Origin of the sequence: Natrinema pallidum (assembly GCF_005890195.1) — an archaeon.
Classification (GTDB): domain Archaea; phylum Halobacteriota; class Halobacteria; order Halobacteriales; family Natrialbaceae; genus Natrinema; species Natrinema pallidum.
In genome coordinates this window covers 1,700,131-1,720,061 of record NZ_CP040637.1, presented here as the reverse complement: position 1 = coordinate 1,720,061, position 19,931 = coordinate 1,700,131, and the positions used below count along the sequence as shown (strand labels likewise).

The window sequence follows — 19,931 nt, the reverse complement described above, 5'->3', positions numbered from 1 at the left end:
CGCGGCGGCGGACGGTGAGCTTCGCGACGGGCGCACCCGCTGGCCGTCGACGACCTGCTCCACGAGCGGGATATGACAAAGGGAAGCGCTCATTAGCCAGTAGTGTGAGTTTCGGGACATGGCTTCGTGGAAACGGGATTTCGCGAGCGGATTGATCGTCCTGGTCCCGATCCTCATTACGCTCTACGCGGTCTACTGGCTCTACGGGCTCGTCGCCGGCATCACGCCCGGGCTCATTCTCGAGCAGACCGCACTCAAAGAGTTCGGCCTGCTCGAGAACGCGCCCCAAACCCGCAAGCAGGTCGCACAGTTCCTCCGCGTGGTCGTCGCCCTGACGGTGTTCATCATTCTGACGTTCTCCGTCGGCTATCTCATGCGGACGACCGTCGGGGGGCTCATGGAACGGCTCGTCGACAACGTCGCGAACCGCCTGCCCGTGGTTCGGGTCGTTTACAACGCGTCGAAGATGGCCGCGGAGACGGCCTTCGGAGAGCAGGAATCGCTGCAGGAACCGGTCAAACTCGAGACCTGGGACGGGCTTCGAATGACGGCGTTCAAGACCGGCAAGGTGGCAGACGACGGCCGCGTGGTGCTTTTCTTACCGACCTCGCCGAACATCACGACCGGCTACGTCATCGAAGTCGAACCCGATCGGATCACCGAACTCGACGAGGACGTCGAGGACGCGCTGACGCGTGTCCTCAGCGCCGGCTTCGGGGACGCCAATCATCGCGGGATGGACGCCGGTATCTCCATCGATGTGGTCGACGAGGCCAGAACCGACGGTGGGGACGGGGCCGGCCAGTCGAATCGCGGCGACGAGTAAGAACGACATGTCACGCTGCGATCCGTGACGGCGGCCATGCCGTCGCGGCGCTCGAGCGGGTCCCGGCGACGATTCCGCTCCCGAAGACCGGAAAAGCAAGCGGGAAGACCGTATTTCGCGGCCGATCAGGTGCGGTCTACGGACCGACTTCTCACATCTCGACGTACTCGAACCACTCGTCGTACTCCTCGGGAGCCCCTTCGACGATGTCGAAGAACCGCTGTTGGATCGCTTCGGTGACGGGCCCGCGGGAGCCGTTCCCGATAACGACGTTGTCGACCTTCCGGATCGGCGTGACTTCGGCGGCGGAGCCGGTAAAGAACAGTTCGTCGGCGGTGTTGAGTTCGCCACGCGAGATGGAAACGTCGTCGTGGACGGTGTAGCCGAGTTCCTCCGCGATCCGAATGACGGAGTCGCGGGTGATGCCGTCGAGGATCGACTCCGAGAGCCCGGGCGTGAAAATCTCGTCGTCGCGCACGAGGAAGACGTTCTCGCCGGGACCTTCGGCGACGTTGCCCTCCTTGTTGAGAACGATCGCTTCCGCGTAGCCGTTCCGACGAGCCTCCTCGCCCGCGAGCATGCTGTTGACGTAGAGGCCGGTGGTCTTGGCGTTCGTCGGAATCTGGCTCGAGGCGTGTTTCCGCCACGAGGAGACCATCACGTCGATGCCGTTTTCCAGTGCGTCCTCGCCGAGGTAGGCACCCCACGGCCACGCGGCGATGGCGGTCCGGGTGGGACAGTCCGAGGGACTGACGCCGAGGGAGTTGTAGCCGTAGTAGGCGATCGGTCGGACGTAACAGGACGGCAGTTCCTGGCGCGAGATGAGTTCTTTCGTCGCCGCGGTGAGGTCCGCTTTCGTGAACTCGATCTCCATATCGTACGGTTTCGCGGACTCGTAGAGCCGGTCGAGGTGTTCCTCCCAGCGGAACAGCGCCGGCCCGTTTTCGGTGTCATAGCAGCGCACGCCTTCGAAGACGCCCGACCCGTAGTGGAGGCCGTGCGTGAGCACGTGAATCTGCGCGTCGTCCCAGTCGACGTACTCGCCGTCCATCCAAATCGTGTCGACATCCATCTCGTCGAATCCCATAATCGGGATTGTTACAAGCCACCGTACTAAGTGTTCGCGGTTCCGCTCGCCAGTTGCGACAGGGACACGTCGGTTGCCGCCTCGAGAATCGGGGAGCACGTCGCTCGTAATCGGTCGCGAGCGGCCGGGTGTTACTGACAGCGGTCGAGAACGTCGCTCCCCTCGAGATAGGGGAAACCGTGGCGATCCGCGTAGGCACGGGCGTCGGCGGGCGTCAGTGCCTCGCCGGTTTGATCGTCGAGCATCTCGCAGACGACGACGGCCGGCGAGAGGTCGGCTGCACCCGCAAGCGCCAGTCCGAGTTCGGTGTGGCCCTCGCGCTGGGCGAGCAGGTCGGGTGCGGCTTTGAGCAGGTGCACGTGGCCGGGGACCCGGAACTCGGCGGTGAAGTCGATCGCGCCGGGCGCGGCGGCGGCCTCGCCCAGCGCCTGGATCGTCGTCGAGCGATCGGCGTCGGTGATCCCGGTGTAGGTGTCCCGGTGGTTGACCGTCAACGAGAACGACGAGCGGTCGTCGTAGCCGAGTTCGTGGTCGGCCGTCGCGGGGTGGTCGATCGCGTCCGAGTAGAACGGCAGGTCGAACGCCTCCGCCACATCGTGGCCGAGCGCGACGCAGACCAGGCCGCCGGCGTCGTTGCGCAGTCGGGCGACGGCCGCGGGCGACACGGTGTCGGCGTGGTAGATCAGGTCCGTCTCACCCTCGCGGTCGGCCGCGTCGTGGACGAGGATCGGTTCGCCCGCGCGCAGCGACTCGAGGGCGTGTTCGAACGAGTGTCCCGACGGGTTCGCACTCGCGTTCGAGCCCGCCGTGGTGCCGTCGGCGTTCGACTGTGGCCCGGCGTGGTGGCCCGTCATTCCCGATCACCCACCGAGACGGTGACGTGGTCGTCGTCCTCGAGGGAGAGTTCCTCGCGGAGCTTGTCGGGGGCGATGACCTCGAGTTGATCGTCGTCGTGGTGGGTGCGTTCGGGGGCGATGGTGTAGGCGTTCTCGTAGATCTCGCCCTCGGTCGTCTCGATCGTCGCGGGATAACAGACGGCGGGGCCGTAGGTCCGGTCGTCGGATTCCCAGCCGTCGATGGGGACGGGCTCGAGCGAGGCCATGGCGCTGCGTCGGCGGACGCTGTCCTCGCGGAGATCGACGTTCAGCGTGCCGGGGAACGGTTCGTAGCCGAGTCGGTCCTCGAACTGCCGCTTGTAGCCGGGCAGGGAGATGTAGTGGCGACCTTCACCCATGCCGCTGGTGACGGTGCCCTCGAGCGCGACGTGCGAATCGGTCTCGAAGAGACGACGGTAATCCTCGTACTCGGCGTGGAGGGTTCGCTCGCCGGTCTCCGTGACGGCGACCCACTGGCCGTCGTTGACCGTATCACGTTCGAGCAGGTCGGCACTCTCCAGGCGCTGGAGTCGTCGCGAAGCGGTCTGGTTCGACGCGTCGAGGCGGTCCGCGAGGTGAGAACAGGAAATCTTGACATCGCCCTCGAGTCCACCCTCGAGCGCGAGGAGTTTGAGCACGGCGAGTTCGTCGTGCCCGATGGCGGACTCGGCTATCACAGACATACACGTGCGTATTCCCTAAGCCGGTAAAAGCATATCGAAAGTGGCATGCGTCACGAAACTGTGACGCAGTTCACGAGCGTTTATCGCGTACTCGAAGGTGTCGAGCCGTGGGGCAAAAGGCCACCGATTCTATGGATTCCGCCCGGCGGTCACCGGTCGCGGGCTCGAGGAGTGTCCCCCCAAGCGACGGACGTGTCCCGATCGATGACAGTCCCGATCGCTTCACCCTGCACAATGCAAGCCGACGGGCTTTGCGGTGGACCGTTGAGCGTTGAGGCGTACTCGCATGAAGCGTCTCCTCGAGGCCCTGTTCGGGGTCGTCGCGCTGACCGGTTTGCCGTATCTGATCTACCTCGGCGTCTACTATCTCCGGCGGCCATCGGGAACGCCCGCCGAGACCTGGCCCCGAGAACCCTCGGTGAGCATCGTTCTGCCGACGTACAACGAGGCGGCGATCGTCGAGTCGAAACTCGAGGAACTCGTCGAACTCGACTATCCGATGGATCGAGTCGAGATCGTCGTCGTCGACTCGAGCGACGACGGGACGGCCGATCTGGTCGAGACCTTCTTCGCCGGCCGCCGGGACCCGACGCTGACGCTCATCCGCGAGGACGAGCGGCGGGGGTTAGCACCCGCGCTGAACGAGGCCTACGCCGCCGCGGCGAACGACGTCGTCGTCAAGACCGACTGCGACTCCCGGATCGCAGCGGACGCCCTCCGCAAGGCTGCCGCGAACCTGGCCGACCCGTCCGTCGCGGCGGTGACGGGGCGCAATGCGGCTGTCATCGGAGACAGCGACGTCGAGCGCGGGTATCGCGACATTCAGACGATGATTCAGGTCTTGGAGTCGCATATCGACTCGACGCTGATCTTCCACGGGCCGTTCTCGGCGTTCGAGCGCGACGCGATCGTTCCGATCGACGAGGACTCGATCGCCGACGACAGCGAACTCGCCCTCAAAATCCGGCGCAACGGGGGCCGCGTCGTCTTCGATCCGGCCATCCGCTACAAGGAAGCCGCCCACTCCGAGTTCGGCAAGCGCCGCGAACAGAAGGACCGGCGCGCGATGGGGCTACTCCGACTCCTGTGGCGGCAGCGCGACGCGCTCGGCCGACACGGGGCCTACGGCCGCGTCGTCCTCCCCTTCAACTGGTGGTTTATGATCGTCTCGCCGTGGCTCGTCGCGGCCGGACTCGGCGTGGCGACGATCGGGTCGCTGGCCGTCCTCGGCCCGCTCGGACTGGTGACGCCCGCCGGCGTCATCGCGTTCACGGCGCTCGGTTCTCGTGACGCGCTCGGCCCGGCCCAACCGCTGTACGCGCTGTTCGACAGCCAAATCTCGCTGTTTCGGGCGAGCGTCTCGCTCCTCCGCGCCCACGCCACCGGCGACGAGGAAACCCACGACGGCACCTGGTCGCCCGATCGGGAACTCCGGGAGGTGTTACAGTGACCGACGTGGCGATCCTCCACGACCGCTTCCCCGGCATCGGCGGCGGCGAGGAGTTCGCCATCGAGGCCGCCAGAGTGCTCGACGCCCCGATCTACACGACCTACGTCGCCGCGGAGACGGAACTGCCCCCCGATATCGAAGTCATTCCGTTCCAGCAATCCAAGTACACGTCGCTCCCGTGGCGACCCCTCCTCGAGTGGAAAAACGAGGGCATGAACCCCCTCGAGACGCTGCACGTGGCGCTTGATCTGACCGACGCTCACCCGGCCCTCACGGAGTACGACGTGGTCCTCGAGAGCGCGCCGCTGTCGAAGTACTACGTCCCCGACGTGGGCCAGCGGATCGTCCATTACCCGCACAGCCCGCCGCGATGGCTGTACGATCTCTATCGGGACCGACTCTCATCGTTCGAGTTACCGGTCGTCGAGATCGGTCTCAAGGCGTACGCGAAGGCATGGCGCGCGCTGGACAAGGAGGCCAACGACTACGTCGATCAGTTCGTCGCGAACAGCGAACTGGTCCGTGACCGCATCCGGCGGTTCTACGACCGCGATGCTGCGGTGGTCTACCCGCCAGTCACCGGAGACTGGCGCAACGAGGGCGACGACGGCTACTTCGTTACCTGGTCCCGGCTCGCCCCCGAGAAGCGGATCGATCTGATCGCGACGGCGTTTGCGGGGCTCGACGAACGCCTCGTGATCGCCGGCGACGGCGAACAGCGCGACCGACTCGAGACGGTCGCCGAGAACTACGACAACATCGAGGTCCGGGGCTACGTCGAGGACATCGAGTCGCTCGTCGCACGAGCGACCGCGGTCGTCTACGCGCCGAAACAGGAGGATTTCGGCCTCGTCGGGGCCGAGGCCATGATGGCCGGCAAGCCGCTGCTCGGCGTCGACGAGGGGTTCACGCGGTATCAAGTCCGGGAGGGACGAACCGGGCTGTGCTTCGAGCCGACGGTCGCGTCCATCCGCGAGACGATCCGACGGTTCGATCCCGACGACTTCGACGCCGACGAGATCCGCGCGGCGGCCCGGCGCTACGAGTACGACCGCTTCGCGGCGGGACTTCGCGAGGTCGTCGCCGAGACGGCGGCCGCCGACGCTCCCTCGGACTCGGACCGCGCGGACGACGCTCACGGACCCGATCGGTGGCGTACCGAGGAGGTGCTCGATCCGTGAGCACGAGGACGACCGCACCCGATCGGGACGGTGACTCGACGACTCGAGCACCGACCGAGACATCGCGTCCGCGGCGAGCGGCGACGAGCGACCGGTGCCTGCTCTATCAGAACAGCGACGCACACCCGGCCCACCGGGTCTTCGCCGACGCCGTGAACGCCGATCGCCGCCACTTCGAAACCGGTACTCGACCGCCCGAACCGGGCGGCAACACCAATCGGACTCTCGACCGGCTTCGAACCGCCGGAACGTTGCCCACCTACGGGACGATCATCGCGGAGGGGAGCGCACCGCTCCAGACGGGACTCGCCTACAAACTGCGCCATCCGGGGACGACCCTCGTCTACCTCGCCGCGGACGAGACCTTCTATACGCTCGCCGAACGGCCGACGCGACACCTCTGGCGCGGCCTCAGACCGCTCACGAACCGGCTGCTCGACGGCGTGATCGCGGTCGGCCGCGACGCCTCCCGCTGGGCGAGACCGTACATCGGCGACGTTCCGGTCGCGTACGTCCGACCACCGATCGGCGACGCGAAGTACGAACGGCTCGCCGCGCTCTCCCCGCGTTCGCCCGCGGACCCGTTTACCGTTCTCTCGGCTGGCGAGGCCAAACCCGCGAACGGCTACGATCGGCTGGCTCGAGCCGTCGGGCGGGTCGCCGGGAGTATCGAGGCCGACGTTCGACTGGTCGTCCTTGGGGAGGGCCACGACGAGCAGCCGTACGCGGCACTGCCCCGCGTCGTCACGCCCGGCTTCGTCGATCCGGACGCGTTCGCCGACTGGTTCGACCGCGCGAGCGTCTACGTTCAGTCCTCGCGGGGCGACGCGTTTCCCGTCGCCGCGCTTGAGGGGCTCCTCTCGGGAACGCCGACGATCGTCACCGAGGCGACCGGGGTCCGGGAACTGCTGCCGGCTCGACAGGTCGTCCCGCCGACCGAGGCGGGCCTGTTCGACGGGCTAGTGGCGTTCGCCGACCTGTCGCCCGCGGAGCGACGCTCCGTCGCGAGCGACCAGCGAAACCTCGTCACTGACCTGACCGAATCGAACCAGCGGAAGCGCTTCAGCGCCGCACTCCGAAACGTCACATGAACGGACCCCCCCGTCCGAACGTCGTCGTCCTCTGTCTGGACACTGTCAGGAAGGACGTCTACGACCGGTACGCCGCTCGCCTCCGGGAGATGGCGACCGTCCGGTTCGAGGGGATGCGGGCGCTCGCCGGCTGGAGCGTCCCGAGTCACGCCGGCCTCCTGACGGGGTCGGCCCCGTCGGAGACGGGCGTCCACGCCCACCAGCGCCGGTTCGACCCGATCGACGCCGCGGACACCTGGATCGCGACCCTCGAACGGCAGGGATACGAGTCGGTCTGTGTCTCGTCGAACATCTACGCCAGCCCCGTCTTCGGGTTCGATCGCTTTTTCGATCGCACGATCCCGATTTCGCCGAGTCGGAGACTCCCCGCGGGGATGGACGTCCAGCGCCATATCGCCGATCGGTCGACCGACGGCGTGGCGGCCTACGCCGCCTTCGTCCGCCAGGCCCTCGCACACGACCACCCGCTGCGGTCGCTGTGCAACGGCGTCCTCCTCAAACTCGACGACCTGAGCCGGAAGCTGCCGATCGAGAAACCGACCGACTTCGGCGGCCGCGCGATCGCCCGAACCCTCGAGCGGGCGGTCACCGAACCCGACGGACCGGTACTCGCGTTCGCCAACTTCATGGATGCCCATGGCCCGCATACGCCGTTTCGCGGGTTGGACGACTCGATTCACGGCGTCCCCGCCGATTTCCACTCGAGTTCGTTCCGCGATTCGGACGTCAACGCCGCGGACGGCCTCGGCGAGTTCGGTGCGGCGGTCGAACGCGTTCGCCGGCTGTACGCGGCGACGGTCGACTACCTCGATCGAGTCGTCGCCGACCTCGTGAGTGCCCTCGAGAGTGGCGACGATCGCGAATCGATCCTGATCGTGACGGCCGACCACGGCGAGAACCTCGGCTACGAATCGGACGGCACCCTCATGAATCACATGAGCAGCCTCTCCGAAGGGCTGTTGCACGTCCCGTGCGACGTCATCACGACCGGTGATCGTCCCCTCGAGGTCGCGGTCGACGACGGCACTGTTCCGGTCGACGTCGACGGGCTCAGTTCCCACGCCGACCTCGGGAGCGTGATTCGAGCGCTTGCGAGCGAGGAGCCGTTCGATCCGTTCGCCTTCGAGCGCGAGCGCGCTCGCGCCGAGATCGTCGGCTCGGGCTCCGGCATCCCGGAGGGCGGCGACGAATCCTACTGGGACCGGGGCCAGCGGGTCGTCTACCGAGGTGACCGGAAGTACTACCGCGACCAGCTCGGCACCGAGGCGGTGTACGACGTCTCCGGGCCGCCGTCGAAGCAGGCCGGACTCCCCGGCGAGTCGGTCCCGGACGGGTGCTTCGAGGCCGCCTTCGGCGACTGGGTGACCGCCGCCAAGCGCGACGAGGCGGCGATCGGCGAGACGATCGACGCGGCGAGTCGCGCGCGACTGGAGGACCTGGGCTACCTATGAGTACGAGCGGATCGCGGCCACCCACGAACACGAGTCCGCTGCCGACGGTGCACACGAACCCATACCCATGACGGAGACAACCTTACTAGTCACGGTCGACTCGCTCAGAACCGATCACGTCCAGTACATGCCCCGAACCCTGGCCGCTCTGGATGACACCCACGATGCCGCCTTCGCCACGAGCACCGCGACGCCCGGCAGCTTCCCGGCGATTATCGGCGGAGAATACCCGGCCGGCAACGGCCTCGAGTCGACGGCGAGCGTCGCCCACGAGTTCGACGCTCACTGCGTCGGGATCACGACGAACCACCTGCTGTCCGCGGCGTACGGCTACGCGGCCGGCTTCGACTCGTTCACGTCGCCGAAAGGCGGCGGCGAGTCGCTGAAGGACAAGGGTGCGATCCTGCTCGAGCGGGGCTCGTTGCCCTACAAGCTCGCCAGTTGGGGCTACAACCGGTACCAGCAGCTCCGCAGCTACGTCGCCGAGACGACGAAGTCGTTCCGTCCCGCGGATGCCGTTATCGACCAGTTCCTGACCGAGATCGACGGCTACGAGGAGTGGTTCGGCTGGCTGCACCTCATGGAACCGCACCACCCGTACGATCCCGACGGCGCGACGATCGACCGGGCGCGAGCCCAGCGAGTCACCCGCCGCGTCCTCTCCGGGCGCGGCTCCGAGGCGGACGAAGCCCTCGTACGGGACCTCTACCGTCGGGAGGTCGCCGAACTCGACGCGGCGCTCGAGCGACTGTGGGATGCGGTTCCCGACGAGACGCGCATCGTCTTCTGTGGCGACCACGGCGAACTGCTCGGCGAGGACGGGCTGTGGGGCCACCCCGGCGAAATGCGACCCGAACTGCTGAACGTCCCGTTCGGCACGCGGAACGCCCCCGACCTCGGAGCCGTCGTCTCGCTGGTCGACGTCCCGACGATCCTGACGGGGACCGAACACGGCGTCGGCACGCTCGATCGCGAGGTCGCCTTCGCCGCCTACGGGGACCGAAAGGCCGCCATGACCGCCGCCCACATCGCGACGGATGACGGAACGTCTCGACTCGAGGACGGCGAGCGGGTGGCGGACCCCGCCCTCGAGCGAGAACTCGAGCGGTTCGATCCCGCCTACGTCGTCAAGGAAGACGCGCTGCAGGAGGATCTGGAGGACCTGGGATACGCATGACGGTCGTCGTCCTCGCGCTCGACGCGCTCGATGCCGGGTTGGTCGACCACTTCGACCTCGACGCCGTTCGCCTCGAGTCGGGCGGCGAGATCGAGACGTTCGCGAACACGCAGGCGGTTCCGTACACGCCCGAAGTCTGGGCGACCGTCGCGACCGGGCTCGAGCCGGCCGAACACGGGATCACCGGCGGCGGTACCAGCGAGTGGGCGAACCCCGCCCTCGATCTCGCGTCGACGGTCACCGGTCGCCTCGACGAGTCGACTCGGGGGACGCTCGGCAAACTCGTTCGGTCGCGGACCGGCACGCGCGAGCGCATCGGCGAGACGGATCGGGAATCGATGTTCGACGCCGACGACGCGGTCGTCCACAACTGGCCGGGCGTTGACGACGGTCGGCCGCTCCAGCGCGCCTGGGACCTGATGAACGCCGTGGCGGACGGGATGCCCCGCCACGAGTTCGAACGCGAACTGTTCGGGCTCTGTGCCCAGCAGTTCGGCTGGGCCCGCGAGATGCTCGCGCATCCGGTCTCGATCGCCGGCGTCCACGTCCACACGCTGGACGCCGCGGGTCACGCCTACGCCGACGACGAGGCCGCACTGGGGCGCGCCTACGACCGCGTCGGCGGGTTCGTCGACGAAATCGTCGCCGCCCTCGGCGAGGACGACGAGCTCCTCGTCGTCAGCGACCACGGCATGCGAACCGAATTCTATCCGCCCGACGCAGGCGAGAACCCGGCGAGTCACTCCTGGCGCGCGTACGCGAGTTCGACGGCTGAGACCTGTCCGAAGTCGGTCTACGATGTCCGACGATGGGTGGAGGAACGCGCAGCCCAGTCCGACACCGGCACGGCCGGCCGCGACCAGGGGATCGACATGCCAACCGACCGCCTGCGCGAACTCGGCTATCTCGACTGATCGTACACCGAATCGATCGACACCGGCAGTCAGTAGTCTCGTGGACCCGTTCGGACTAGCCTCGAGGAATCTACGCGCCCCGTCTCAGTAGGCGATGTATCGCTCCGATTGATCGATATGCGGCGGCGCGCGCTGTCGACCGTCCGAGTGCGAGCGAGGGCGGTCGACACCACTGCGCGAGGGATGAGCGACCGCAGGGAGCGAATCGGCTGGGGAGGGTGTGGTCGTTCTCTGCTGCCACGATAGTGGACTGCGACGCATCGCGTTTCGACTCCGCTCCGAACGATTGTCGACGCCCACACCACTCGTCATTCCGTTCCTTGCTGCGTTCGGCTAAAACATAGCGGGAGGTAGATTTGAACTACCGGTCTGCGGGTTATGAGCCCGCCGGAATCTCCTGGCTATCCCATCCCGCTGTCTGTTCCTCTCTGCTGGCCACGATTAAGGCTTGGTATTCGCGTCCGGTCTTCCCCACGCCGAACGACCACGTCCGCGTCGGCCGCACTGGCCCCCTCGGTGGCGTCTTTCCGATCGAAGGACCGCCAGCCCCGTTCTCGATACCCGAACGAGTAGCCGGGGCTCCGACGCCGAACTGGGCGTTTCGGGGGTGTAGCCCCCGCATAATTATGCCCGATTCCGGTGGAGAGGAGCGCAATGCGAATCCTGCTTTTGCGGACGTGGACGACGAACATCGGGAACGGGTTCATCGACTACGGGGCGAAGGCGATGCTCGAGCGGGCGGTTCCCGACGCGGAGATCGTCGAAACGGGCGGCTATCCCAACCACGCGGCGGACACCGCGGCACTGTGGCGGGGCACCCGAAAACTCGAGCGGATGGCGGGGTATGGGGGGTCCGACTACGAGTCGCCGACTCATCAGCTTCGGCACAACGCAGTGAATATCAGCGAACTGCTCGACGCCGATCTGGCCGTTCTCCCGGGTTGTGTGCTCTCCCGACCGACGTTCCGGAAGTACTTCGATACGCTGAGTCGGCTCCGGGAGCGGGACATTCCCATCGTCATCGTCGGTGGAGGCGGCGAGGAATACGACGAGGCCGAACGGAAGGACGTCGCGGCCGTCTTCGACGCGCTCGACATCGAGGTCCTGCTCACGCGGGACCGAACCGCTTACGAGGCGTACGGCGATCTCGTCGAGTACCGATACGACGGCATCGATTGTTCGCTCTTTTTGGCCGATCGGTACCAGCCGCCCGAGGCGAATCAGCCGTTCGATGTCCATACATTTGACAAACGGGCAGAGCCCGACATCGAGAGCGCAGCGACGATCATTCGGCCGGATCACGCGCCGTTCGACGAACCGTATCACTTCCCGGTCGGCGAGCGGGCACGGGAACTGGTCGGCCTCGAGACGCCGCTGTTCGAGACGCAAAACGCCTTCGTCTCGGATCTCGTGACCGATTACCTCTTTCTCTACGCCAACGCGGACGTGGTGCGGTCGGACCGGATCCACGCCTGCCTCCCGGCCCTGACCTACGGCAACCGGGCGCAGTTCTACTTCGACACGCCGCGAGCGAACCTGTTCGATCGGGTGCCGATCGACGGCGACGTCACGAGCGAGCCGGTCCGGTTCGATATGGACGCCCTCGAGCGCGAGACGGACGCGCAGGTCGCGGCGCTCGAAGAGGCGATCGCGACGGTCCTGTGAGCGTGATGAGCGCGATGCACAGTGGACCGGCAGCGACCGTTCCGCGGTCGGTCAGTGCCGGGGACAGGTTCTTCGGCGGAGGGCTGGTAGGATGAGCGGACACGCGACCATGGGAGACGAGCCATCCATCGCCCTCGTCGTGCTCGACACGCTCCGGGCGGATGCATTCGACGAGCACTTCGACTGGCTGCCGGGCGTGCAGTTCACGAACGCATGGAGCACGAGCCACTGGACGGCCCCGGCCCACGCGTCGCTGTTCACCGGCCGCTACGCGAGCGAGGCTGGCGTGACGATCAATTCACAGGATTTCGATCAACACACGACGCGCCTCCCCGAACTCCTCCGCGACCGCGGCTATCGGACGCGCGCGTTCAGCTGTAACGTCAACATCTCCGAACGGCTGGGCTGGCACCACGGGTTCGACGAGTTCGACGGCGGCTGGCGGCTCCGCGGGCTCGGCGAGAACGTCTTCGACTGGGACGCGTTCATCGCCGAGCACCAGTCCGACGGCCCCGACCGGTACCTCCGGGCGCTCTGGCGCTGCGTCGACGGCGACTGCGATACGACGCAATCGCTGAAGCAGGGTGCCCTGATGAAGCTCCGGGACATGGGGCTCAAGGGACGCCATCGCGACGACGGCGCGACAGAACTGCTCGAGTACGTTCGCGACCGCTCGTGGGACCGCGATCGGGAGTTCCTGTTTACGAACCTTATGGAGGCCCACCGGCCGTACGACCCGCCCGACGAGTACCACACTGATCCGGACGCGGACCCGCCACACTTCGACGGCGTGAAGGCCACGCTCGAGGAGCCACCGTACGAACCGGAGCGAATCACGACCGCGTACGACGACGCCGTCCGATACCTCTCGGACATATACCGGGCCATCTACGGGGAACTCGCTGCGGAGTTCGACTACGTCGTCACGCTCGCCGACCACGGTGAAGCCCTCGGTGAGTACGGCGCGTGGGAACACGGCAGCGGACTCTATCCACCCGTGATACGGGTCCCGCTCGTCGTCTCCGCACCCGGTTCGCACGCGGGCCACCGGACGCCCGACGCGAGCGGGACGCGAGCGACGCGGGACGCCCTCGTGACCCATCTCGATGTCTACGCGACGCTGCTCGATCTCGCGGGCATCGACTCCGACCACCGCCGAGGCAACTCGCTTCGGCCGCTGCTCTCGAGCGACCCGCCCGCGCTGGAACTCCGGTCGAACACGCTCTCGGAGTTTCACGGCATTTCCAGGCGACGCCGGCTCTCGCTCGAGGCCGACGGCTATGCGGTCGCGCGGGTCGACACCGAACGTCACGGGCTTGCGACGACCGACTGTTACTACTTCGAGGATCTGACCGAATCCCGGACGATCGGCGACTGCGATCCGGCGGCGCTCGAGGCGGCACTCGATCGGCAGGTCGCCGGCCTCGAGCGCCGGGAGGGGCTCTCCGAGGCCGATCTCTCCGGTCTCGAATCCCAACTCGAGGAGCTAGGATATCTGTGACCCTGGGTCCGATGCGTGCGAGCGACCGGGTCGGCGACGGCTCCCGCCGACCGTCGTCGGGCGATCGAACGAGCGACGGCAACCGACGCACCGGTAGCGATGAGTGACGCGACGTCGGTCAGCCTCGGGGGCGAGACCGTCAAGGCAACGGCGGCGAAGTTCACGATGGCCGCGATCGGGTTCCTCGGCACGATCGTCTTCGCGCGGGTGCTCGGTCCGACCGGGTTCGGCGGCTATTATCTCCTGTTTTCGCTCGTGAAACTCGCCGATCGGGCGGTCAACGGGTGGGGCACAGCGGTGAAAAAGCGGTACTCGGAGGCCGACGCGCCGTCGGGGGAACTGCTCGGCAGTCTGGGCCTGTTCACCCTGGTGTGGATGGCGCTGGCCGTCGGCGTCGCGGTCGTCGCCTCGAGTTGGCTCGTCTCCTACACGGGGCTCCCCGACGCGCCGATCCTGTTCGTCGTCTTGCTGTTCGCGGTCACACTCTTCGAGCCGCTCGATCTGATCGTTCAGGCCCGCGGGCGCGTCGGGGCCTCGATGTGGACCGACACGCTCCGGTCGGTGCTCACCTTCCCGCTCCAGTTGGGCCTGATCGTGCTCGGGTTCGGCGCGGCGGGAATGGCGTACGGACTCGCCGCCGCGACGTTCCTGACGGTTCCGGTCCTCTGGTGTTTCATCCGGACGCGGCCGGTCGCACCGACTCGAGAGACGGTCGGGAACCTCTGGTCGTACGCTAGATACAGCGTTCCGAACTCGTTTCTCGGACAGGCCTACGATCGGTTCGACATCATCCTGCTCGGCTACCTGCTCGCACCGGCCGCCGCCGGCCACTACGAGGTCGCGCTCAAACTCACGGTTCCGGCGACGTTCGTGACGATGGCCGCCTCGAGCGGGCTGATGGCCCGCGTGAGCCACCGCCACAGCGAGGGCGAGCCGCTCGGCCCCGACATCTCGAATACGCTCTCGTTTACCAGCATCATCGCGATCCCGATGTTCTTCGGTGCCGTCGCCATGCCGAAGCAACTCGTGGTGACGCTTTTCGGGCCCGAGTACGGCGCGGCTGCGACGCTGCTCGTCGGCCTCGCGGCCTATCAGGTCGCCAAAACTCAGGCCGGCGTGCTCACGAGCGTGCTCTATGGGATCGATCGCCCGGACAGCAACACGCGAATTTCGGCCGTGACGCTCGCGATCAACGTGATCCTCGGCGTCGCACTGACGCTCGCCTACGGCGCGATCGGCGTCGTCGTCGCGACGGCCGTCGCGGAAACGCTCCGCTACACCCTCTCGGCCGCCGTCGTCAAACGAGAACTCTCGACGGTCGTCCTGTTCCCGCGGACGCTGGGCGAACAGTTCGCCGCCAGCCTCGTGATGGTCGCCGTGATCGTCCCCGTCGAGCGCGCTGTTGCCATCGATCACTGGTATCACCTCCTCGCGGTCGTCGCACTGGGCGCGGCGGTCTACGGCGTCACGCTGGCGGCCATCAGCAAAAAACTCCGCGTGACGATCAGGGGCGTCGTCCGCAGTTCGCGACTCGACCTCTAGAGTTCTCGAGCGATGTACGCGTCGATCGCCGCGACCCGATTCGGGTCGTACGTCCAGAACCCGTCCCAGGTCCGCGGTTCCGTCTCGAGGCACACGAGCGCGACGGGACCGCTTGCCGACTCGGCAGCGGCGGTCGCCCCCGTCCCGGCCGGGTCATAGACGACGAACCAGGCGTCCCGATACTCGCTTCCCGAGCCGGTGTGGGGGACTACGTCGAGATCGACCGTCGCGCCGTCGTCGACCCCGTAGACGTGCGTCTCGACACCGGTCGCGGCGAGTTTCGCGTAGACATCCCGCGTGCCGATCTCGTCGCCGATACGCGAGAGGCGCTGGAACGCCGAGCGAATCGTGCCGCGACCGGTCGCCCAGGCGCGCTGTTCGATGTACCGGGAGACGATGATCAGCAGGAGTTTCTCCTTGTCCGAGAGCGGGTAGCCACAGAGCCGGAGTCGCATCTCGTCAAGGTTCGCGAGGACCGCCGGCAGTTCGATCTCGCCGACGCCGCGCGCGCCGGTCACGAACAGATCGGAGTTGATCGCGAGGATCGAATCGTACAGTTCGAGCATCGGCGAGGCGGCGACCGGCTGCCCGCCCTCGAAGAGCACGGCCGTATCGCCCGCCGTCTCGAGCGCGCGTTCGATCTCAGGACCGATATCGGAAGCCGCCGGGATCGTCACGTTCGATTCGACGCCGACCGGTTGCTCCGCGAACGTCTCGGCGAGCATTCGCTCGAGGGGTCCCGTCGTGTCGTCGCTGATGACGGCGATCGTCCGGTCGGGAGTTCCGATATCGTCGATAAACGATCGCAGGGACACCTGTGAACGTTCCGTCGTTCGGCACGTAAATGTTCTCGCCGACTCACGACTCGAGTTCAATATGGATCAGTCACCGGCGCTAAGAGTGCCGTTTCGGAGCCCCTCGACCGACGGAATCTCGTGTCGCCTGTCAAGCAGACACAGGTACAGCACCACGCCCTGAACGGCGAAGACGTTCGTTACGAGGAAGAACAGCGCCTCCTCGATCGGCAGCCCGCCCAGTACGTAGCCGGTCGTGTGGGCCTCGGAGATGACCCAGATCCCGAGTTCGATCGCGAGCCCGCCGACGCCCCCGAGACCCCGGTGTGATCGCGGGAGCCACAGCGAGCGGTTTATCGGCCAAATCCACTGACAGAGCCAGAGCGACGTGAGAACGGGCTGGAACACGAAAAAGAGGTATTCCTCGAGTGGGACCCTCCAGACCGTCGCGAGAACGGCACCATCGCCGTACCACCAGACGCCCTTGGCGATTCGCAGGCTGGTACCGCGCTCGGACTCGAATCAGTCGCCCGTGACCGGGTCACGTTCCCAGAACTCGCTTCCCTTCTGCAGCTTCGGGACCCACGTATCCCGGGTCTTAGTGAGGAGGGGTAGCTCGATTTCATGGAGTCCCCGCGTATCGGTTGTGAAAATATCGGTTACCAGGATGGCCTATTGACCAACAACCATGAGGACGCGATGGTGACTCTTTGTGATCATGACAGTCGCACTTAATTGATGGCGGTGATCGCGGATTGGATCTGAGTTACACATTCCCGCCGGTCGGTCCATTGCTGGCCGAGCCCATCGGAAATGCTTTAATACATCATTCAACTGACCAAGGACCATGTTCCTAGTTTATTAATTGATTTCTCAGTTCGATATAGTGAACCTCCCTAATTTGCTGTTGATTTTAATTTTGTATTTAATCTCGACTATGACATGCAGCACGTGTAGCTTTCAATATAATGTTGTTAAGTATTTAAATATATTTTATTTAATGGTTTTTATTAATAGTATTATGAAATTTTAAATACGTCAGTATATTATATCTATTTGCTATGGTGGATAGTAATAGCACTCGGAGAAGTATAATCCGAACAATTGGTTCGATTGGACTAGGTAGCAGCCTATTAGCTTCAGGTGTCAGTGCAGCGCCTGAAAGAATGGTATCAGTTAAAAAGCGTGAGGCAAAGAAGCTGGCTCGAAAGGCTGCCGATATTCTGGGGAATCGTGATGAATACAGCGATTGGCGGTCACAAGGCATTCGCCGTCCAGAACTCTTCATGGCTCAAATCGAAAACGGACAAAGTGTTTCATATAAGCCACGTGCATGGGTCTTCCCGATTGAAAACCGAGGCGATGATGTCGGGTATATCACAATTGATGCTACAAAATCAGGTTCCACCGTGCTCGCATATGGGCGGAGTTCTGCGCCACAACGCTATTATGACGAGGCCGGAGCGACAGCTAATTCGCGGGGACTCTCTGCGCAACGGATGTTCCTCTACAACGGTGGTGTGGAATTTGGTATCGTATCAAAAGAAGGTCCGTATATTGATCTCCGTGGTGGGTACGTAAGGGAGAAGCCTTTAGCGAAAAATATGGAATCATTGTCACCAGACTCGGGGACTGTGAATATTGCAGGGAAGGACGGAGATGGAGATGACTGGGAGCGCAGCACTGATGAGGAAATTACCGGAGTTCCGAACTGGACGGAATCTGACGGCGGTGGTGTGTCGTCAACTAACTATGGTAACGGTCGGGACGCTTGGGGCGGCTGGGACGGTTGCGTCCCTATTGCTTCGTCTATGGTAATCGGGTATCACGAAGACATCAGTCGGCGGGAAGAAGATAAGAAGAATGCGCTGATTGATCACCTTCACGATATCCATAATACAGATGATGATGGGAATACCGACAGGCTAGATCTCGATAACGTCAAGAATTATTCGCGCGGGCAGTATTCGTACGATGCTAATAGAGACAAATTCGGTGTCGCATCGTCGATCCACGAATATATCAAGAACGACCGGCCCGTCGTCCTCTCTATGGTCGGTGGACCGTACAGCAGTCTGACGTCAGGCCATGCAGTTACAGTGGTTGGCTATGACCACGAGTCGAATGCACTTTTAGACGACCACTATTACAAGGCCCACCATGGACAAAATAAAGCCAGGCATCCTGACCAAGTCACCCATGGGAACTGGGTCGAGTCGTATCTCGTGCGGATCTGGAAAGAATAGCAACGAGCGGTCACGCCATCCCAATATTTACAATATTTCGAATGGAATATAGGTCATGGATTCGTACTGGTCACTGACGCCCCCAGAAGGGTACGGGCGCCACGCAACGGTAGCGATACTTAGTATCGGCCTGTTCATCCCCGGGTACGTCGTTCAAATCCTACTCTTGATTGGACTGTTCGACTACGTGAACATCCCGTCTCCCTACGATCTCCTGCTTCTCGCGGTCGGACCGGCGCTCTGTATCGCTCTTCTCGTCGGATGGCTCGTGAAAACGTGGTACGGGCCGTCCGCCGCGGTCGGTGTTTCGGTCGTGCTGTTGGCGCTCTATTCCGCCGTTTTCTACCTGCTGGAGACGGTAATATTGGTGTTTTAATGGAACGCCAATTCAGTCGCCCGTGACCGGGTCGCGCTCCCAGAACTCGCTGCCTTTCTGTAGTTTCGGCACCCACGTGTCGTTGGTCTTCGAGATGAGGGCCACGCGCGAGGCCGGCACGCCCATCACTTCGTCGAATCCGGGCATGTGTTCCCGAACGTCCTCGGCGAACGCGACGACTTCCTCGTGCTCGGGCATCGCGGATCGGTCGAGTCGACCCCGCGAGTGGCCGACGTGCATGTACGCTTTCAGTTCGATGAAGTCGGGGTCGGCCTGCTGGTAGAAGCCGGCGTACCAGTCGGGGTTGTGCATGTTCTCACCGTTGACGAGCGTCGTCCGGAGGACGGTTCGGGTGTCGTCTTTCTCCGCGAGGACGTGCATCGTCTCGAGGAGATTCTCCCAAGCGTCGTCCTCCATCGCGCCGACGACCTGATCGAAGGTGTGGCGTTCGGGGGCGTCGACGCTGACGTAGAGTTGCGTCGGGTCACAGTCCCGGAGCATCTCGGGGCGGGTCCCGTTCGAGACGAGGAAAGTGGTGATGTCGCGGTCATGGAAGGCCTCGATGAGCTCGGGGAGATAGGGATACAGCGTCGGCTCACCGTCCAGCGAGATGGCGACGTGACGGGGCTCCATCGCCTGCTCGAACACCTCGCGTGGCACCTCCTCGTTGCCGCCAAAGCCCGAGAGCAACTTCTTCTGGAGGTCGATCGAGGCGTCGACGACCGCCTCGGGGTCGTCCCACGCGACGTCGTCCATCTCGTAGGAGTGGCCCTGGTGGTCGCGCCAGCAGAAGACACAGCGTTCGTTGCACCGAACGACCGGCGTCATTTGGATGCAACGGTGGGATTCGATCCCGTAGAAGATGTTCTTGTAACACTTCCCCTCGCCACGCAGGGCGTTTGCCGTCCAGCCGCAGGTCTGGGCGGCCGTGTGGTTCTCGCTGTGATACTCCGGGCTCGAGACCTGTGCCGGGCCGCCGCCGTCGCCCTCGGCGGTAGCGTCGCCGCTCGTTCCGTCGGCCCCGGGATTCGCGGAGTCGCTCATGATGCCTGTCGTTGGGCGGGCGCGGGCA

The 19,931-nt window shown here is 64.8% G+C and carries 18 protein-coding genes and 1 tRNA gene; 12 read left to right on the top strand and 7 right to left on the bottom strand.

Going from position 1 to position 19,931, the window contains the following annotated elements; translation table 11 throughout:
• Positions 1-118: 118 nt before the first annotated feature.
• Positions 119-826 carry a DUF502 domain-containing protein gene (locus FGF80_RS08510; protein WP_138653369.1) on the top strand — a complete coding sequence of 236 codons (708 nt, stop codon included), beginning with the start codon at positions 119-121 and terminating at the stop codon, positions 824-826.
• A 151-nt stretch (positions 827-977) separates the two neighbouring features.
• Here the strand turns inward: FGF80_RS08510 and FGF80_RS08505 are convergent, their stop codons facing one another.
• The 3 genes from FGF80_RS08505 to FGF80_RS08495 form a co-directional block, all read right to left on the bottom strand.
• Positions 978-1,913 (bottom strand): branched-chain amino acid transaminase, encoded by a 936-nt coding sequence (locus tag FGF80_RS08505; RefSeq protein ID WP_138653367.1) that lies wholly within the window; start codon positions 1,911-1,913, stop codon positions 978-980.
• 131 nt (positions 1,914-2,044) lie between these two features.
• Entirely contained in the window at positions 2,045-2,767 is a 723-nt protein-coding gene (ribB, locus tag FGF80_RS08500) for a 3,4-dihydroxy-2-butanone-4-phosphate synthase (protein ID WP_138653365.1), read from the bottom strand.
• Positions 2,764-3,471 carry a DUF120 domain-containing protein gene (locus FGF80_RS08495; RefSeq protein WP_138653363.1) on the bottom strand — a complete coding sequence of 236 codons (708 nt, stop codon included), beginning with the start codon at positions 3,469-3,471 and terminating at the stop codon, positions 2,764-2,766. Before FGF80_RS08495 ends, ribB begins: the two co-directional genes overlap by 4 nt.
• 286 nt (positions 3,472-3,757) lie before the next feature.
• On the opposite strand from FGF80_RS08495, the gene FGF80_RS08490 reads away from it, so the two are divergent.
• The 6 genes from FGF80_RS08490 to FGF80_RS08465 all read left to right on the top strand — a co-directional run bounded on the left by FGF80_RS08490 (position 3,758) and on the right by FGF80_RS08465 (position 10,735).
• Positions 3,758-4,921 carry a glycosyltransferase gene (locus FGF80_RS08490; protein WP_006185576.1) on the top strand — a complete coding sequence of 388 codons (1,164 nt, stop codon included), beginning with the start codon at positions 3,758-3,760 and terminating at the stop codon, positions 4,919-4,921.
• Positions 4,918-6,102: a glycosyltransferase gene (locus FGF80_RS08485; protein ID WP_138653361.1), complete on the top strand. Its 1,185-nt coding sequence runs from the start codon at positions 4,918-4,920 to the stop codon at positions 6,100-6,102. The genes FGF80_RS08490 and FGF80_RS08485 overlap by 4 nt, the downstream gene beginning before the upstream one ends.
• Positions 6,099-7,193, top strand: coding sequence for a glycosyltransferase (locus tag FGF80_RS08480; RefSeq protein ID WP_138653359.1), 1,095 nt, complete (start codon positions 6,099-6,101; stop codon positions 7,191-7,193). Before FGF80_RS08485 ends, FGF80_RS08480 begins: the two co-directional genes overlap by 4 nt.
• A complete protein-coding gene (locus FGF80_RS08475) occupies positions 7,190-8,644 on the top strand; it encodes a sulfatase-like hydrolase/transferase (protein WP_138653357.1) in 1,455 nt (484 codons plus the stop codon). Before FGF80_RS08480 ends, FGF80_RS08475 begins: the two co-directional genes overlap by 4 nt.
• A 67-nt stretch (positions 8,645-8,711) precedes the next feature.
• Positions 8,712-9,821, top strand: a complete 1,110-nt coding sequence (locus FGF80_RS08470) for a sulfatase-like hydrolase/transferase (protein WP_006185580.1) — start codon at positions 8,712-8,714, stop codon at positions 9,819-9,821.
• Positions 9,818-10,735: an alkaline phosphatase family protein gene (locus FGF80_RS08465; RefSeq protein ID WP_138653355.1), complete on the top strand. Its 918-nt coding sequence runs from the start codon at positions 9,818-9,820 to the stop codon at positions 10,733-10,735. Before FGF80_RS08470 ends, FGF80_RS08465 begins: the two co-directional genes overlap by 4 nt.
• A 341-nt stretch (positions 10,736-11,076) precedes the next feature.
• On the opposite strand, the gene FGF80_RS08460 is transcribed toward FGF80_RS08465, so the two are convergent.
• Positions 11,077-11,151 (bottom strand) — tRNA-Met (locus FGF80_RS08460).
• Positions 11,152-11,389: 238 nt separating this feature from the next.
• Here FGF80_RS08460 and FGF80_RS08455 point away from each other — a divergent pair.
• From FGF80_RS08455 to FGF80_RS08445, 3 genes are all read left to right on the top strand, one after another.
• Positions 11,390-12,400: a glycosyltransferase family protein gene (locus FGF80_RS08455; protein WP_138653353.1), complete on the top strand. Its 1,011-nt coding sequence runs from the start codon at positions 11,390-11,392 to the stop codon at positions 12,398-12,400.
• A gap of 91 nt (positions 12,401-12,491) precedes the next feature.
• Positions 12,492-13,901 carry a sulfatase-like hydrolase/transferase gene (locus tag FGF80_RS08450; RefSeq protein ID WP_138653351.1) on the top strand — a complete coding sequence of 470 codons (1,410 nt, stop codon included), beginning with the start codon at positions 12,492-12,494 and terminating at the stop codon, positions 13,899-13,901.
• Positions 13,902-14,000: 99 nt separating this feature from the next.
• A complete protein-coding gene (locus FGF80_RS08445) occupies positions 14,001-15,443 on the top strand; it encodes an oligosaccharide flippase family protein (protein WP_138653349.1) in 1,443 nt (480 codons plus the stop codon).
• Here the strand turns inward: FGF80_RS08445 and FGF80_RS08440 are convergent.
• Positions 15,440-16,258, bottom strand: coding sequence for a histidine kinase (locus tag FGF80_RS08440; protein ID WP_138653347.1), 819 nt, complete (start codon positions 16,256-16,258; stop codon positions 15,440-15,442). The genes FGF80_RS08445 and FGF80_RS08440 overlap by 4 nt on opposite strands.
• Positions 16,259-16,324: 66 nt before the next feature.
• Positions 16,325-16,729 (bottom strand): lycopene cyclase domain-containing protein, encoded by a 405-nt coding sequence (locus FGF80_RS08435; protein WP_394348252.1) that lies wholly within the window; start codon positions 16,727-16,729, stop codon positions 16,325-16,327.
• Between the two features lie 674 nt (positions 16,730-17,403).
• Here FGF80_RS08435 and FGF80_RS08430 point away from each other — a divergent pair.
• Positions 17,404-18,483, top strand: coding sequence for a C39 family peptidase (locus tag FGF80_RS08430; protein ID WP_175417008.1), 1,080 nt, complete (start codon positions 17,404-17,406; stop codon positions 18,481-18,483).
• Positions 18,484-18,538: 55 nt separating this feature from the next.
• Positions 18,539-18,859 carry a hypothetical protein gene (locus FGF80_RS08425; RefSeq protein WP_138653341.1) on the top strand — a complete coding sequence of 107 codons (321 nt, stop codon included), beginning with the start codon at positions 18,539-18,541 and terminating at the stop codon, positions 18,857-18,859.
• Between the two features lie 12 nt (positions 18,860-18,871).
• Here the strand turns inward: FGF80_RS08425 and twy1 are convergent, their stop codons facing one another.
• Positions 18,872-19,903: a 4-demethylwyosine synthase TYW1 gene (twy1, locus tag FGF80_RS08420; RefSeq protein ID WP_138653339.1), complete on the bottom strand. Its 1,032-nt coding sequence runs from the start codon at positions 19,901-19,903 to the stop codon at positions 18,872-18,874.
• Positions 19,904-19,931 lie beyond the last annotated feature (28 nt).